Genomic DNA, 14,847 nt, shown 5'->3' with positions numbered 1-14,847 from the left:
TGACTGTCATAAACGAAAAAAGGGGGCCAAAATGGCCCCCTTTTTCCTAAGATCAGATGATCAAGACATATTACATGCCTAGCGCTTTCATCTGCTTCTCTACAACTGCCGCTGGTAGTGGGATGTAGCCGTCTTTAACTACTACTTCCTGACCTACTTTAGACATAACCATTTTCAGGAACTCTTTCTCTAGAGGAGCTAGAGGCTGACCTGGCTTCTTGTTTACGTATACGTATAGAGAACGAGCTAGTGGGTACTTGCCGTTTAGCGCGTTTTCTGGAGTTGCTTCTACGAATGCGCCGCCATCTTTCTTAGTAAGAGGTAGTGCACGTACAGATGCAGTTTTGTAACCGATACCAGAGTAACCTAGTGCATTAAGAGAAGTAGATACAGACTGTACTACAGATGCAGAACCTGGCTGCTCGTTTACGTTGTTTTTGAAGTCGCCTTTACATAGAGCTTTCTTCTTGAAGTAGCCGTAAGTACCAGATACTGAGTTACGACCGAACAACTGGATGCTCTTGTCAGATAGGGAACCTGCTACACCAACATCACCCCAAGTTTTAGCGTCTGCAGCAGCGCCACACTTACGAGTAGAAGAGAAGATAGCGTCAACCTGGCTGATAGATAGACCTTCAACTGGGTTATCTTTGTGTACGAATACTGCTAGCGCATCGATTGCTACAGCAACAGGCGTTGGCTTGTAACCAAACTTCTTCTCGAATGCAGCGATCTCTTTGTCCTTCATCTTACGAGACATAGGACCGATGTTAGAAGTACCTTCAGTTAGCGCTGGTGGCGCAGTAGAAGAACCAGCCGCTTGAATCTGAATGTTAACGTTCGGGTAGTTACGCTTGAACTCTTCAGCCCAAAGGGTCATTAGGTTAGCTAGTGTGTCGGAACCTACAGAAGAAAGGTTACCAGAAACACCAGAAGCCTTAGAGTAAACTGGTAGGTTCTTGTCTAGCAGGTCAGATGCGTTTGCAGCTACACAAGTTGCAGAGATAGCAACAGCAGCAAGCAGCTTTTTCATTGGTTTCATGTATAGGCTCCAAAGAGTCTTAAAATTAGATATATGAGTTAAGATGCGAACACTATAATTTTCTTAAATGACAAAAGTGTGACACTTAGAAAAGAATTTTTACGTTGTACATATTCAGGGTATTAGCCTTTTGTATTAGAGTAAGCTTACTAATAAATACAAAATTCACAGTTTCTATCATTACCCTAAGGAGTGGGGATGGCAGTAAAGGAGGGGAAATCCCATGGAGCATGTCGAGGAAAATAGCCACCAGCCAGCAGGTGAATTAAGTCTACTTCTGCCGGCTTCAAGCGATGCCACCAATATGTTTGGCGATGTTTATGGTGGTTGGGTGTCCGCCAAAATCGTACAGGCAGCCGAAATTTATGCGGCTAAATTATCTAAAGGCCGAGTTTCTACCGTATCGGTCGGGCAGATGGCATTTCTATCACCAGTGCTAGAGGGAACTATTATGTCCTTCTACACTCAATTAATTGAAAGTGGCCGCAGTTCTTTGCGTATCCACGTTGAAGCATGGGGTTGTTGCCCCGATGGCACCGAACTACGAAAAGTGACCGAAACCGAATGTGTGCAGGTCGCCATTGATGGCCATGGACATATCCGCGATCTGGCAGTTGCCATATAAGCGGCTATAGTTACCTCTAAGATCAACCATAACAACAAGGATGTTAAATATGGCTCACGCAGATCCGTTACCTATATACGAACAACTATCTGAAACTGACAGTGTGATTGTGCAGGCAAATGACTTTGCTTTTTGCCGATCTTGCCTAGACGCGTATGAAGCGGCGTTAAAATTCTGCTTAGCAGAGTTGCACTTACCTAACTTACTGGATCAGGACTCGATGCACGCAGTTGAGCGCTATATCGCTCGACACTTCGCGGAGTTTTCGTTGGGTACACAGCAAGGTTTAAGTCAGGCGCCAGCCATTTGGCAGGCTTATCATAGCGCTTGGCCGCAACTGTCGACCTCAGAAAAGCAGGCCTTTGGCTTTACCGTTTTATCTTTAGTGTTTGGTGAAACGGTTGCTGCTGAAGCGGTCGGGTATGCAGGTACTTCTGCTCCGGCAACGTTGCAAGCCTTTGATATTGATGCCATGAGTCATGATGTTATTTATAACGGCATAGGTCAGACAGAACCGGATGGTAGCCTTTTAATAGACGAGAGCTAGCATCAATCGGGCCTTTGCTTAAACCAAGTGGAGGCGAGTGCTATGCCGGTATATCAAGGCAGTTGTCATTGCGGCAATGTTAGATTCAGTTTTCATGCCCCAGAGATTGTTGAAGGTGTGCGTTGTAACTGCTCTATCTGCCAGAAGAAAGGTGCCATGATGGGCAACTTTGTAGTGGACCCTAGCGATATCGATATTCAGGTATCGGATGATTCCTTGGCAACTTACGAGTTCGCGACTCATATCGCCAAACATCATTTCTGTAAGCAATGCGGTATCTACACTTTCCATCAAACCTTGCGTAAACCCGGTCATTACAGAGTGCATCTAGGCTGTGTCGATGGTGTGGATGTGTTGGCACTGCCTTATGAACTGATTGATGGTGCTTCTTTGTAGGTTGGTTTATTTATTAGCCAAAGAACCAGTAACCCACAGTAATTGCGGCAATAATCCCGGCTAGATCTGCAGTAAGACCACAAGCGATAGCATGGCGGGTATTTATGCCCGTGGTATAGAGTCGATAAGTGTCCCAACTCTAGTTTTCTGCTGTACTGGAAGTATTAACCGAAGAACCAGTAACCCACACTAATTGCGGCAATTATCCCAGCTAGATCTGCAGTAAGGCCGCAAGCGATAGCATGGCGGGTATGGCGAATACCAACCGCACCAAAATATACTGCCAGTACATAGAAGGTGGTTTCTGTTGAGCCTTGGACAACCGAGGCTAGGTAAGCCGCGAAAGAATCAACACCATGGGTATTCATGGTTTCCAGCATCATTGCTCGGGCGCCAGAGCCGGAAAATGGCTTCATAATCGCAGTGGGCAGTGCATCAACAAAGCGGGTATCGGCGTCAAAGCTGGCAAAGCCTTCACGTAGTAACCAGATAAACCCCTCTAACGCGCCACTTTCCCTGAGTACGCCAATCGCTACCAGCATGGCGAGCAGATAAGGGATAATTTTAATCGCGACTTCAAATCCCTCTTTGGCGCCATCAATAAAGGTTTCGTAGATATTCACCCCTTTAAAGTGGGCGATACAGAGAAAGCCAATAATCGCTGAGAAAATCATTAAATTACCCACTAGCGATGATTGCCGTTGTAACTCGTCGATCGTTAGTGTCGTGAAATAGCCGATAAAAGCGAGTAATAGTGCAACAAATCCGCCGATATAGAGCAGAGTAACTCTTTCCCATAAACGGATTTTCTGTACAAAACTCACCGCTAATAAGCCAGCAAGTGTCGAGCAACAGGTTGCAATTAGAATAGGGATAAAGACCGACGTAGGGTCACTGGCACCTTGTTGCGCTCTATAGAGAAACACGGTGATCGGGAATAGCGTGACCGAGGAGGTGTTCAGTACCAGAAACAAAATCTGGGCATTAGTCGCGGTATCTTTATGTGGATTTAAGCTCTGCAGATCACGCATTGCCTTCAAGCCTAGAGGCGTAGCGGCGTTATCTAAACCTAGAACATTGGCCGAGAGGTTCATGGTCATAGAGCCCATGGCAGGGTGACCTTTTGGAACTTCTGGCATCAAACGGCAGAAAAGTGGACTTATCCCCCGTGCAAACTTATCCACAAGCCCAGAACTTTCCGCCAGTTTCATGATGCCCAGCCAAAAGGCGAGGGTGCCGATCAAGCCTATGGATAACTCCACTGATAGCTTCGACATATCAAAGGTGGACTGCACCAAACGTTGGAATACTGCGGAATCATCTAGCCAGAGCCACTGATAGAGGGCTGCGCTAAAAGCGATTAGAAAAAAACTTAGCCAGATGCGATGAAGCATAAAAACCTTCTTAAATTTATCGCAATATCAGGGAGTTAAGTGGAGCTATTAAAAATAAGAATATTCTATTCACAGGCATAAAAACAGAAAAAGAAAATTTTGTTGTACGTTTTTTGATCTGCCCTTCAAGAACCTCCGTAGCACTGATTACGATGCACTTAAGCAAAATCTCATTAAGGCAGTAGAGGGCCTGCTTAAGGAATAAACGCGAGGAGAACAACAATGAAAATTATAAAAACACTGGCCTGCTTTCTACTAGCTGTACCATTAATGGCGACCGCAGGTTCCTATTCAATGAAGAAAGATATTGTCGATGTCGCTGCGGGTAATGAGAGCTTCTCTACCTTAGTGACGGCGTTAAAAGCTGCTGACCTAGTCGGTGCCCTACAAGGCGATGGCCCATATACTGTGTTTGCGCCAACCAATGAAGCGTTCGCCAAACTACCAGAAGAAACGTTGGCTGATCTTCTAAAACCTGAGAACAAAAAAGACCTACAAGCAGTACTTACCTACCACGTAGTAGCTGGCAAAGTGGATGCAAAAACGGCTATGGGTTTAAGTGCAGCGCCATCCCTACAAGGTGAAAATATCGCGATTAGCTTAGCTGGCGGTAATGTGATGATCAATCAGGCGACTGTAGTTGCCGCTGATGTGGATGCAAGCAACGGTATTATCCATGTGATCGACACTGTGATTTTACCTCCATCGCTTCAGCAAGCGGCTGAGATCAATCGTATGACTGAAGATAACCCAACCGCTGCGGGTGCTAATCAGCAAACATTTAATGTGAATTGGAAAAAGATTCAGAATCCGACTCTGAATTAAGTAATGTCTTAGTTCTGCGAGATAATAAGCCCTGATTATTCAGGGCTTTAATCGTTTTAAGCGCTTTGATCGTTTTAAGGACTTAGGTTTTTTACCAACCCAACCAACTGGCTGATTCTGGCATTGCTCAGTTGACGATAATCCAAATAAGGGCAGACGGTCACTTTGTTGTCTGTATCTATCGCAAAGTACGGATCTAACCAAAGCAAGTTTTCTAGACCGAGTTCTTGGGCATAGGTTTTACCGGCAATGATATGGATACGATTTGGTTCTGCTAAATCTGGCTTTGAAAACAGTAATGCCATAGGGCTTTCTGCCTGATAGAGCGACTGATCGCGCAGCGCCTGCCAAGTCTTAAACTCTACGTCGTTTTGTAGCTCAAACATAAACTTAGCGCTGACATTAAAAATCTTACGCCAGTGATTACCTGTTTGGTCCGCAATGTGTTTGATCTCACCCGAGGTAAGTGGGCGCAGATGATCGAGAGCAGGGTAGGGTTCAATCGGTGGTCGATTGGCTATATAGATCGCGATCTCAAACCCTTGAGCGCCGAATCCGACAGTCATAGAGATTTAGTGACGCTTTTCGATTTCGTTACTTAAAATCGCATCAGCATCGAGGGAGCTGATCGCCACAGTTTCATTCGTTGGGATATCGCCTGACAGTTGCAACGCCAGGTAGCGCATACAACAAACTCGTAGAAATGAAGTGAAGTTACCTAAGTCGTGACCGGCATCGATCGATTCGTGATAGAGGCGGGTCAGCATCTGCGGAATATTTAGATCATCCCGTTCTGCGATCGCTGTCAGGGTAGTCCAAAAATAGTTTTCCAGACGTACGCTGGTAACCATACCGTCAATACGGATTGAGCGGGTGCTGCTTTTCCAAAGTTCTGGTTCGGCATTAATAAACAGTTTGCACATAGCTCTCTCCACTGATTTGACTGTATAGGTAGCGACAAGCTGCTTTCGGGTTCAGGTTTGGGGAGAAAGCAGCCTGCGCTAATTCTATTACATAGTTAGCAAAACCATAAACTGTGCTAACCAAGCAGGGTGTGCTGGCCATGCAGGGGCAGTGACTAGATTGCCATCAGTCACGGCTGCATCCAGTGGAATGTCAGTGTAAGTACCACCAGATTGATTGATCTCCGGGGCACACGCAGGGTATGCAGAGCAAGATTTACCTTCTAGAACGCCCGCAGCAGATAGCAATTGCGCACCGTGGCAGATTGCAGCGACGGGTTTGTTCTCTTTAAAGAAGTGTTGCACCATCTCAATCACTTCTTTGTTTAAACGTAGATATTCTGGTGCTCGACCACCTGGGATCACCAGTGCGTCATAATCTTCAACATTAATATCTGCGAACGTCGCGTTTAGGGTGAAGTTGTGGCCGCGTTTTTCAGTGTAGGTTTGGTCACCTTCGAAGTCATGAATCGCTGTAGCAACCGTATCGCCGCTAACTTTCTCTGGGCATACTGCATCTACATGATGGCCAACCGTTAATAGGGTTTGGAACGGCACCATCGTTTCATAATCTTCGGTGAAATCACCGGTAATCATCAGAATCTTTTTGCTTTGCATTGTATTGGGCTCCCTTGTTTGGGCTTTTTATTTGAATGGCTGCTCAATACTTATCAAAGTAACAGGGCTTGGTTTGGGATAGGTATTAGCTGAATACTACATGGTGAAAAAGTGACCAATACTTTTGTTGCATGAGAATTGTTAAGCTAGGCCTCTTCACTTAAATCCGATGGATTAAGGATGTTTAAGGCCGGTTTAGATGCAAAAAATTAAACACACCTTTTTTGAGAACAAACGCTTAGCGACTCTAGGGATTGAACCTATCTCGTTCTCAGATCTCTATCAGAAGTTGCCTACTGTGCCTGAGCGTCTAGAGTTTTATATGCTGATTCTAGTGACCAAAGGGCAAGGACAGCATTGCATCGATTTTATCGATTATGATTTAAGGCCGGGCACTCTTTTGTTTGTGCGACCAGGGCAGGTTCAGGAGTGGCAGGATTATCGCGATTTGCAAGCGGAGGTCGTGCTGATTGATCCTGCAGCATTACCGAATGATGAAAGGGTGAAATCTAAAGGTGTGGATCTGCTAGCTCTGCAAGATTGGCAAAATTGCACGCTACTGACCGAGCTTTTACAGCAGGACATTCGGCAATCGATTTCACGCTTAAAGCGCGATTTTGAAGGGTTTGATGGCTCACAGTTAGATATCTCACTTCTGCGCAATGAACTATTGAACCTGCTACTCCGCTTTGCGCGTTGGCAAAATAAGGTCAGAGTTACCGATCAGGTCACAAGCCGATCCCGCAAAACCTATCAATTGTTTATCGGTCTGTTGGAGCAAGAGTACCGGACTGAGCATAGCTTACGTTTCTACGCTGAAAAGCTCGGTTACGCCCAGAGTACTTTAAGTCGTGCCTGCATTCAGGTGGAGGGTTATAGCGCTAAGGTGGTGATTGATCGCCGTGTCGCTTTGGAAGCCAGACGTATGTTGGCTCATAGTTCTGCCTCTGTGGCAGAGGTAGGGTATTGGTTGGGCTTTAGTGAAGCGACGAACTTCGTTAAATTCTTTCGCCGCATGGTGGGTGTTACACCGCAACAGTTTAGGGAGCAGCGTTCGGAACAGCGGCACTAATAGCGTTATGTTGGGTTAAGTATTTCTTTACGATCTGATCGCGTTTACCACTGCTAATTAGGTTTTCAATGGATTTGTTGATCGGTTCGACCAAATCAAGTCTCGCTCGATGAATCCTGATATGTAGACTAGCCTCATCGTGGATCGGACCTTTAGCTAGGTAATTCCGTTGTGAAGAGGCTTCATAGATATCTTCGTTGACGATACCTACATCAGCACGGCCTAAAGCCAGCGCCCGCATTAAAGTGATCTCATTTTGAAAATCTAAACGTTCGCCAAAATGTTCGGCGCCGCGATAATCAAACCCGCGTACTGTCGCAACGCGTTTATCAGATAGGTCGGATAGTTTGTCTATGGAAAAAGTATTCTCCTTAGGAAAGACAAAGATATCTTTAGTCCAGTAAAACGGTTTGCTGAATATCTGAACCTCTTGCTCGCGAGGCCGTTGGCGCCATGCTGGGTTAGCGCAGCAGGAGACGGCATACAGTTGAGTTTCGAAACCAATGCGTCGGCGCATTGGAGGAATAGGTACAAGGTTTGGTTCTAAATCTGCACCTTTGAGTATTTCGCGGAAAAGCTCGGGATAGATACCGCTTGCTTCCCCCTCATTAAGTAGGGCTAAAGGCGCGCGTTCCTGATCATAGATAGGGACGGTGATCTCTTCCTTGGCCAGAAGGGCTGAGCTGGAAAAGAGCAGGAAAGCGAAGACACTCCAGAGTTTATACATATCCCCTCCGTCACCTTAAAAACCTCAACCGTTTAAGTATAAGGTGACTTTGGGGAATTCGCCTTCTTCAAGGCTTGGATATCATTGCAAGTTATAGCGGCGTTAGATTGGCAAAGCCAACCACCAGCCATTTACTGCCTTCGTAATCGAAATTAACCTGTACTCGTGCCTTAGGCCCTGAACCTTCAAAGTTAAGTACAGTGCCATCACCAAATTTGCTATGCATAACACGTTGACCCAGGGCAAGGTTGGTCTCTGGTACATCACTGCTGCTAAGAGAGCTACTACCAAATAAGCTACTGCCTTGGCTATCGTTATGACGGCTGGTCATTGGACGGCTAACGCTAGCGTTGAGGCGAACCTCTTCCATCAAATCGTTTGGAATTTCACCAATAAAGCGGGATGGTCGGTTGTAGTTATCTTGTCCGTGTAAACGACGGGATTCAGCGTAAGTGATAAACAGCTTCTGCATCGCACGGGTGATACCTACATAGCAGAGGCGACGTTCTTCCTCTAAACGGCCCGGCTCTTCCACAGACATCTTATGCGGAAACAAGCCTTCTTCTACACCGGCTAGGAACACCTGAGGGAATTCCAGACCTTTTGCAGAGTGAAGGGTCATTAGCTGCACACTGTCTTGGTAATCATCTGCTTGCGCATCACCGGCATCCAGCGCTGCCTGGTCTAAGAATGCCGCAAGTGGGGAGTTAAATTCCTCATCCAGAAACTCATCCCATTGGCTGTTAAACTGCTTCGCTGCAGTGACCAGTTCTTCCAAGTTTTCTATACGGGATTGAGCTTTTTCGCCTTTCTCTTTTTTGTGGTGCTCGATCAGGCCTGAGTGTTGTATAACGTGCTCAGTCTGTTCGTGTAGCAGAGTGTCTTCGGTATCTTGTGCCATCTGATTGATCAGATCTAAGAAAGCTTGCAGGGCATTAGATGCACGCGCTGGTAGCTTTTTCAGTTCCACAATTTCGTTGGATGCGCGCCACATAGAGATCGCTTGGCTACGAGCATGCTCACGGATAATTTCGATGGTACGTGTGCCTATACCGCGTGTTGGTACATTGATTACACGCTCCATCGAGGTGTCATCGTCGCGGTTGCTTAGCAGGCGCATATAGGACAGCGCGTTTTTGATCTCAAGGCGCTCATAGAAGCGTTGGCCACCGTAAATACGGTACGGCACGCCACTGCGAATCAAGGCTTCCTCAAGCACTCGGGACTGGGCGTTAGAGCGGTACAGAATCGCGCACTCTTTACGGAGGTTGCCCTCTTGTACCCATTTTCCGATTTGATCGACGATAAAGCGTGCTTCGTCTTGCTCGTTAAAGGCTGCATAGAGCGAGATCGGCTCGCCTTCACCAGAATCAGTATGCAGCTCTTTACCTAAACGACCTTGGTTGTTGCGAATGACTTCGTTGGCTGCACGCAGAATCGTTTCTGTAGAACGGTAGTTTTGTTCTAGCTTGATCGTTTCTGTACCCGGGAAGTGAACCGGTAGGTTCTGGATATTTTCGATCTTCGCGCCACGCCAGCCGTAGATCGACTGGTCATCATCGCCTACGGCCATCAATTTCTTCTGACCGCCACAAAGTAGTTGCAGCCAACCATACTGAATGGTGTTGGTATCTTGGAACTCGTCCACAAGAATGTAGCGGAAACGCTCTTGATAGTGCTCTAGTAGGGCTGGGTTCTTATCACGGAACAGCTCTAGGGAACGTAGCAAAAGCTCGCCAAAGTCGATCATGCCGCCACGTTCGCAGGCTTGCTCGTAAGCTTCGTATACTGCCAGCATCTGGCGATCATTCAGATCATGACGCGGTTCGATATGTTTAGCGCGTAGGCCATTATCTTTCTTATCGTTGATGTACCACTGGAATTGGCGAGCCGGCCAGCGCTTATCATCCAGATTCATCTCTTTGGCTAAACGTTTAATCAGACGCAGCTGATCATCGCTGTCCATAATCTGGAAGTTTTCAGGTAAACCAGCATCCTGCCAGTGAGCACGCAGTATACGGTGGGCTAAACCGTGGAAGGTACCGACCCACATGCCTTGAGGATTGATGCCTAACAGCTCCTCAATACGGCCGCGCATCTCTTTTGCAGCTTTGTTGGTGAACGTAACCGCCATAATAGAGTAGGGCGACATTCCTTCTGTCTGAATCAACCAAGCAATTCGGTGTACCAATACGCGGGTTTTACCAGAGCCTGCGCCGGCTAAAACCAGTAAGTTTTGTACCGGAGCGGTTACAGCATTGCGTTGGGCATCGTTCAGAGAATCGATAATGTGAGTTACGTCCATAGCGGCTTTCTGTTCACTGTATAAATAATCAGTGGCTGATTATAGCGGGTGTTAGCAAAAGAGGGCAGTGTTGATTTACTAAGACTCCTTAGGAGCCTTAGTATAAGAAGCCTGCTATTTGGGAAGCTGACTTGGATTGTTACGGCGATAGATCAGGATCTGTTTTAGCTCTTCAGGATCTTTCAGCTTCTGTTCGCTGTTTTCATCCAACCACGGGATTAAACGAGATAGCCAGAATCGCATCGCGGCAGTACACGTCAGCACTGGCCAAGCTTTGTATTCATCCTGAGTGAAAGGACGCGCTTTTGCGTAGGCTTTTAGCAATGCCTGCTCTCGTTCGCTATCAATCGAGCCATCAGGACGGCAACACCAATCATTAGCCACGATCGCCAGATCAAACAGCAGATAGGCGGTTGCGGCGTTATAAAGATCTAAAACGGCACTGACCTCAGTCCCTTGGAATAGGACATTATCGTGGAATAGATCACCATGAATCGTGCCGGCTTTGATATCACCTGGCTGCTCGCGAAGTTGATCAAAACGCGCTACTTCTTCCTGTAGCAGAGTCTGATCATTTTTAGGCAATTTACTACGAATGAGTTCGCTCTCTCTACGCCACCAAAACACACCTCGGTGTGCTTGGCGTTCAAGATAGAAGTTTTCTGTTGCAACGTGGAACTCACCTAAGACTTTACCGATGGCAGCACAGTGCTCAGGTGTGAGTTCTTGCTGACCCACATGCTCACCAAAGAACCTTGGTTGTAGCGCAGCAGGTTTCTTTTTCAGTTGTTTTAGGCCGATTCCGTTTCGATCCTGAATAGCAAAAGGTACAGCGATATCTCGCTGTGATAGCCATTGGCATAGCTCGACAAAGTAGGGAAGCTCTTCGTAGCTAAGCTCTTCAAACAAAGTGAGTACATACTCCGTCTCAATCCCTTCATTTTTCAGGGTGACAAAGTAGTTGGTATTTTCGATACCACCATCAATACCTTTGTAACTGACTAACTCTCCCAGATCATAATCTTTAAGGAATGCAGTTAGGTCAGTGTCATTAAGTTGCGTATATACAGCCAAGCGCTTTACTCACTTCGTAAATTTGAATTCGTTTGTTCCAGCGGATTTACCAACGGAACAGTACCCATTTAGGGATCAGCATTTGTGATTCTTCATGGCGAATAAATGAGCCTTCACCTGGCGCTGGAACCAGATAGTATTCTTTACCGTTTTTAGGCACGACCTTAATTTCCTGAAGCTGACCATTTACGCGGTACTCGTAATAGGTTTTATCTTCTTCGTGGAAGATTGTGATCTGTGGTTCGTTCTCATCAACCAGCGGTGGGACTTCGGCATAAGCTACAGGTGTCACTGCAAGTAGTGCTGCTAATAGTAGCTTTTTCATTATTCTTTCCTCTTTCATGGCAAGATTTCTTTTGGCAAATGAGCATATCGACTATGATCGGGTTTTTGAAGAATAACCAACCCGGATTTCCTGATGAGCGAACAGCAGCAAGCCAACTCCTCTCCTTTAATTTTAGTCGACGGTTCCTCTTATTTATACCGTGCTTTTTTTGCTTCACAACAGGCTGACCTGCGAAATTCTGCGGGAATCCCAACAGGAGCGATCCGAGTTGTTACTTCAATGCTGAAAAGCTTGATCAAACAGTATCCAGAAAGCCCTATTGCGGTGATCTTTGATGCTAAAGGTAAAACATTCCGTGATGAGATCTACAGCGATTATAAAGCCCAGCGTCCACCGATGCCGGATGATTTACGTAGTCAGGTAGAGCCGATCCACAACATCGTCAAAGCTTTGGGTATGCCGCTTATCGTAGAACCGGGTGTAGAAGCGGATGATGTCATCGGTACGATGGCGCGTGAAGCCAGCGCTCAAGGGATCGATACCCTGATCTCCACAGGCGATAAGGATATGGCGCAGCTGGTGGATCAACACGTAACGCTGATCAACACTATGACTGACACCATCATGGATATTGAAGGTGTAAAAGAGAAGTTTGGTATTCCGCCAGAGCTGATCATCGATTACTTGGCATTGATGGGCGATAAGGTCGATAACATCCCAGGCGTTCCGGGCGTGGGTGAAAAAACGGCTTTGGCTTTGCTGCAAGGTATCGGCGGTATTAAAGATCTATACGAAAACCTAGATAAAATTGCTGATCTTGGTTTCCGTGGTTCGAAAACTATGGCGAAGAAACTAGAAGATAACCGCGAAGAAGCGGATCTATCTTACCTACTGGCAACGATTAAAACCGACGTTGAGCTGCATGAAAAAGTCGAAGAGATCGTTAAGCCAGAGCCAAATAAAGATCAGTTAATTGAGTTATACAAAGAATTTGAATTCAAGACTTGGGTGCGTGAGCTGGAATCTGGTGAGAGCGGTGCTGCAATCGCTGCTGATCCATCGGAGCCATCTACTCCAGAAGCACCTAAAGATGTTGAATACACAACAGTGCTTACAGAATCCGATCTAGATGGCTGGATTGAAAAGTTATCCACAGCCGAACTTTTTGCCTTCGATACAGAAACGACCAGTCTCAACTATATGGAAGCTGAGCTGGTGGGTGTTTCCTTTGCGGTAGAGCCGGGCAAAGCTGCTTATGTGCCTGTTGCGCATGATTACATGGGCGCGCCAGAGCAAATCAGCCGTGATGTTCTTTTGACTAAGCTGAAACCACTGTTAGAAAGTGAAGATCACAAAAAGATCGGTCAGCATATTAAATACGATATGAACGTGTTGGCTCGTTACGATATCGATCTAAAAGGTGTGGCGTTCGATACTATGCTGGAGTCCTACGTGCTGAACTCCACGGCAACGCGTCACGATATGGACAGCTTGGCTGATCGTTATTTAGGTGTGAAAACGGTTAAGTTCGAAGAGATCGCCGGTAAAGGTAAAAAACAGCTGACCTTCAACCAGATCGAACTAGAACAAGCAGCGCCTTATGCTGCGGAAGATGCTGATATCACCCTGCGCCTTCATCAAGCGATCGATAGTCAGCTAAGCCAAGATGAAACACTAAGCAAAGTCTTCAATGAGATCGAAAAACCGCTGATTCCAGTACTGTCACGTATCGAGCGTAACGGTGCTTTGGTTGATGCTTCGATGTTGGGTGAGCAAAGTATCGAACTGGCTGCCCGTATGGTAGAACTGGAACGTGAAGCGTACGATATTGCTGGTAAAGAGTTTAATCTGGCTTCGCCAAAGCAGTTGCAGCAGATTCTATTTGAAGAGCTGAATATCCCGGTGATCAAGAAAACGCCAAAAGGCGCACCATCGACTGCCGAGGAAGTGCTTCAAGAGTTAGCACTAGAATATCCTCTGCCTAAGTTGATTCTTGAACACCGTAGCTTGAGCAAGCTTAAATCGACTTACACGGATAAGCTTCCGCTAATGATCAGCCCAAGTACTGGGCGCATTCATACCTCTTACCATCAAGCGGTAACTGCGACAGGTCGTCTATCTTCAACAGATCCGAACCTGCAGAATATTCCGGTACGTACTCAGGAAGGTCGTCGTATTCGTCACGCCTTCATCGCTCCAGAAGGCTACAAGGTTGTAGCTGCCGATTACTCGCAGATCGAACTGCGTATTATGGCGCACCTGTCTCAAGATCAGGGTTTATTGGATGCTTTCTCTAAAGGCGCCGATATTCACCGTGCGACAGCGGCAGAAGTTTTCAAAGTAGAACTCGATCAGGTCTCTGATGATCAGCGCCGCAGTGCTAAAGCGATCAACTTCGGTTTGATCTACGGTATGTCGGCGTTTGGTCTAGCGAAGCAGTTAGGTATTGCCCGTAAAGATGCGGCGCAGTATATCGAACACTATTTCGAGACCTATCCGGGTGTGCAGCACTATATGGATGATATCCGTACTAAAGCCCAGGAGCAGGGTTACGTTGAAACTCTGTTCGGTCGCCGTTTGTACCTGCCAGAGATTAAAGCGAAAAGCGCGATGCGCCGTCAGGCTGCTGAACGTACTGCGATCAATGCGCCAATGCAGGGTACAGCCGCAGATATCATCAAACGCGCTATGGTGGCGGTAGATGCTTGGCTAGCCGAGTCCGATTTTGATGTCCGCATGATCATGCAGGTACACGATGAATTGGTCTTTGAAGTACGTGAAGGTCAGGTAGATGCTTTTGTTGAGGAAGTGAAAGATCAGATGGCAGGAGCAGCCGATCTAGATGTGCCGTTGCTAGTTGAAGCCGGTGTCGGTGAGAACTGGGAACAGGCGCACTAAGTTCATAAAATATTTTTGAATGTTTTTTGAACAAAAGGGAACTTTTCAAAATATAGAGAGTCAATAGCCTTAAGAG

At 46.5% G+C, this 14,847-nt stretch carries 15 protein-coding genes; 6 read left to right on the top strand and 9 right to left on the bottom strand.

Features of this window, described 5'->3' with window-relative positions; genetic code table 11:
• Window positions 1–70 precede the first annotated feature (70 nt).
• Window positions 71–1,042 (bottom strand): PstS family phosphate ABC transporter substrate-binding protein, encoded by a 972-nt coding sequence (locus ACMXYW_RS16340; RefSeq protein WP_415892862.1) that lies wholly within the window; start codon window positions 1,040–1,042, stop codon window positions 71–73.
• Between the two features lie 223 nt (window positions 1,043–1,265).
• Between ACMXYW_RS16340 and ACMXYW_RS16335 the strand changes: the two genes are divergently transcribed.
• From ACMXYW_RS16335 to ACMXYW_RS16325, 3 genes are read left to right on the top strand one after another with little or no spacing between them, the layout of a single operon-like run.
• On the top strand, window positions 1,266–1,667 hold the full coding sequence (locus ACMXYW_RS16335) for an acyl-CoA thioesterase (protein WP_415892861.1): 402 nt from the start codon (window positions 1,266–1,268) through the stop codon (window positions 1,665–1,667).
• A 49-nt stretch (window positions 1,668–1,716) separates the two neighbouring features.
• The gene (locus ACMXYW_RS16330) at window positions 1,717–2,214 is read left to right on the top strand and encodes a hypothetical protein (RefSeq protein WP_415904717.1); all 498 of its coding nucleotides are present in this window, start codon (window positions 1,717–1,719) and stop codon (window positions 2,212–2,214) included.
• A gap of 42 nt (window positions 2,215–2,256) precedes the next feature.
• Complete coding sequence (locus tag ACMXYW_RS16325; RefSeq protein ID WP_415882884.1) at window positions 2,257–2,610, top strand: GFA family protein; 354 nt, start codon at window positions 2,257–2,259, stop codon at window positions 2,608–2,610.
• Between the two features lie 164 nt (window positions 2,611–2,774).
• On the opposite strand, the gene ACMXYW_RS16320 is transcribed toward ACMXYW_RS16325, so the two are convergent.
• Window positions 2,775–4,004, bottom strand: coding sequence for a nucleoside recognition domain-containing protein (locus ACMXYW_RS16320; protein ID WP_415904716.1), 1,230 nt, complete (start codon window positions 4,002–4,004; stop codon window positions 2,775–2,777).
• Between the two features lie 222 nt (window positions 4,005–4,226).
• On the opposite strand from ACMXYW_RS16320, the gene ACMXYW_RS16315 reads away from it, so the two are divergent.
• Window positions 4,227–4,829, top strand: a complete 603-nt coding sequence (locus tag ACMXYW_RS16315; RefSeq protein WP_415904715.1) for a fasciclin domain-containing protein — start codon at window positions 4,227–4,229, stop codon at window positions 4,827–4,829.
• Window positions 4,830–4,903: 74 nt separating this feature from the next.
• Here the strand turns inward: ACMXYW_RS16315 and ACMXYW_RS16310 are convergent, their stop codons facing one another.
• The 3 genes from ACMXYW_RS16310 to ACMXYW_RS16300 all read right to left on the bottom strand — a co-directional run bounded on the left by ACMXYW_RS16310 (window position 4,904) and on the right by ACMXYW_RS16300 (window position 6,409).
• Entirely contained in the window at window positions 4,904–5,395 is a 492-nt protein-coding gene (locus ACMXYW_RS16310) for a DUF6942 family protein (RefSeq protein WP_415904714.1), read from the bottom strand.
• Between the two features lie 6 nt (window positions 5,396–5,401).
• Entirely contained in the window at window positions 5,402–5,752 is a 351-nt protein-coding gene (locus ACMXYW_RS16305; protein WP_415882879.1) for a ribbon-helix-helix domain-containing protein, read from the bottom strand.
• Window positions 5,753–5,839: 87 nt separating this feature from the next.
• Window positions 5,840–6,409, bottom strand: a complete 570-nt coding sequence (locus ACMXYW_RS16300) for a DJ-1/PfpI family protein (RefSeq protein ID WP_415882878.1) — start codon at window positions 6,407–6,409, stop codon at window positions 5,840–5,842.
• Window positions 6,410–6,608: 199 nt separating this feature from the next.
• On the opposite strand from ACMXYW_RS16300, the gene ACMXYW_RS16295 reads away from it, so the two are divergent.
• On the top strand, window positions 6,609–7,481 hold the full coding sequence (locus ACMXYW_RS16295) for an AraC family transcriptional regulator (RefSeq protein ID WP_415904713.1): 873 nt from the start codon (window positions 6,609–6,611) through the stop codon (window positions 7,479–7,481).
• Here ACMXYW_RS16295 and ACMXYW_RS16290 read toward each other — a convergent pair.
• The 4 genes from ACMXYW_RS16290 to ACMXYW_RS16275 all read right to left on the bottom strand — a co-directional run bounded on the left by ACMXYW_RS16290 (window position 7,450) and on the right by ACMXYW_RS16275 (window position 11,912).
• Window positions 7,450–8,208 carry a substrate-binding periplasmic protein gene (locus tag ACMXYW_RS16290; protein ID WP_415904712.1) on the bottom strand — a complete coding sequence of 253 codons (759 nt, stop codon included), beginning with the start codon at window positions 8,206–8,208 and terminating at the stop codon, window positions 7,450–7,452. The two genes, ACMXYW_RS16295 and ACMXYW_RS16290, sit on opposite strands and share 32 nt — an antisense overlap.
• 91 nt (window positions 8,209–8,299) lie before the next feature.
• Window positions 8,300–10,513 (bottom strand): DNA helicase II, encoded by a 2,214-nt coding sequence (gene uvrD, locus ACMXYW_RS16285; protein WP_415904711.1) that lies wholly within the window; start codon window positions 10,511–10,513, stop codon window positions 8,300–8,302.
• A gap of 114 nt (window positions 10,514–10,627) precedes the next feature.
• Window positions 10,628–11,587: a homoserine kinase gene (locus tag ACMXYW_RS16280; RefSeq protein ID WP_415904710.1), complete on the bottom strand. Its 960-nt coding sequence runs from the start codon at window positions 11,585–11,587 to the stop codon at window positions 10,628–10,630.
• A gap of 46 nt (window positions 11,588–11,633) precedes the next feature.
• Window positions 11,634–11,912, bottom strand: a complete 279-nt coding sequence (locus tag ACMXYW_RS16275) for a DUF2782 domain-containing protein (RefSeq protein ID WP_415899538.1) — start codon at window positions 11,910–11,912, stop codon at window positions 11,634–11,636.
• 93 nt (window positions 11,913–12,005) lie between these two features.
• Here ACMXYW_RS16275 and polA point away from each other — a divergent pair, with 93 nt between their 5' ends.
• Entirely contained in the window at window positions 12,006–14,771 is a 2,766-nt protein-coding gene (gene polA / locus ACMXYW_RS16270; protein ID WP_415904709.1) for a DNA polymerase I, read from the top strand.
• Window positions 14,772–14,847 lie beyond the last annotated feature (76 nt).

Source organism: Neptuniibacter sp. QD48_55 (assembly GCF_047778115.1).
Lineage (GTDB): Bacteria > Pseudomonadota > Gammaproteobacteria > Pseudomonadales > Balneatricaceae > Neptuniibacter.
This window is presented reverse-complemented; position numbering and strand designations above follow the sequence as displayed.

Bases quoted from the DNA above. Each gene is read 5' to 3' on its own strand.
- uvrD (WP_415904711.1), bottom strand. From the start codon at position 10,513: ATGGACGTAACTCACATTATCGATTCTCTGAACGATGCCCAACGCAAT.
- ACMXYW_RS16295 (WP_415904713.1), top strand. From the start codon at position 6,609: ATGCAAAAAATTAAACACACCTTTTTTGAGAACAAACGCTTAGCGACT.
- ACMXYW_RS16340 (WP_415892862.1), bottom strand. From the start codon at position 1,042: ATGAAACCAATGAAAAAGCTGCTTGCTGCTGTTGCTATCTCTGCAACT.
- ACMXYW_RS16290 (WP_415904712.1), bottom strand. From the start codon at position 8,208: ATGTATAAACTCTGGAGTGTCTTCGCTTTCCTGCTCTTTTCCAGCTCA.
- ACMXYW_RS16305 (WP_415882879.1), bottom strand. From the start codon at position 5,752: ATGTGCAAACTGTTTATTAATGCCGAACCAGAACTTTGGAAAAGCAGC.
- ACMXYW_RS16330 (WP_415904717.1), top strand. From the start codon at position 1,717: ATGGCTCACGCAGATCCGTTACCTATATACGAACAACTATCTGAAACT.
- polA (WP_415904709.1), top strand. From the start codon at position 12,006: ATGAGCGAACAGCAGCAAGCCAACTCCTCTCCTTTAATTTTAGTCGAC.
- ACMXYW_RS16315 (WP_415904715.1), top strand. From the start codon at position 4,227: ATGAAAATTATAAAAACACTGGCCTGCTTTCTACTAGCTGTACCATTA.
- ACMXYW_RS16325 (WP_415882884.1), top strand. From the start codon at position 2,257: ATGCCGGTATATCAAGGCAGTTGTCATTGCGGCAATGTTAGATTCAGT.
- ACMXYW_RS16275 (WP_415899538.1), bottom strand. From the start codon at position 11,912: ATGAAAAAGCTACTATTAGCAGCACTACTTGCAGTGACACCTGTAGCT.
- ACMXYW_RS16300 (WP_415882878.1), bottom strand. From the start codon at position 6,409: ATGCAAAGCAAAAAGATTCTGATGATTACCGGTGATTTCACCGAAGAT.
- ACMXYW_RS16310 (WP_415904714.1), bottom strand. From the start codon at position 5,395: ATGACTGTCGGATTCGGCGCTCAAGGGTTTGAGATCGCGATCTATATA.
- ACMXYW_RS16335 (WP_415892861.1), top strand. From the start codon at position 1,266: ATGGAGCATGTCGAGGAAAATAGCCACCAGCCAGCAGGTGAATTAAGT.
- ACMXYW_RS16320 (WP_415904716.1), bottom strand. From the start codon at position 4,004: ATGCTTCATCGCATCTGGCTAAGTTTTTTTCTAATCGCTTTTAGCGCA.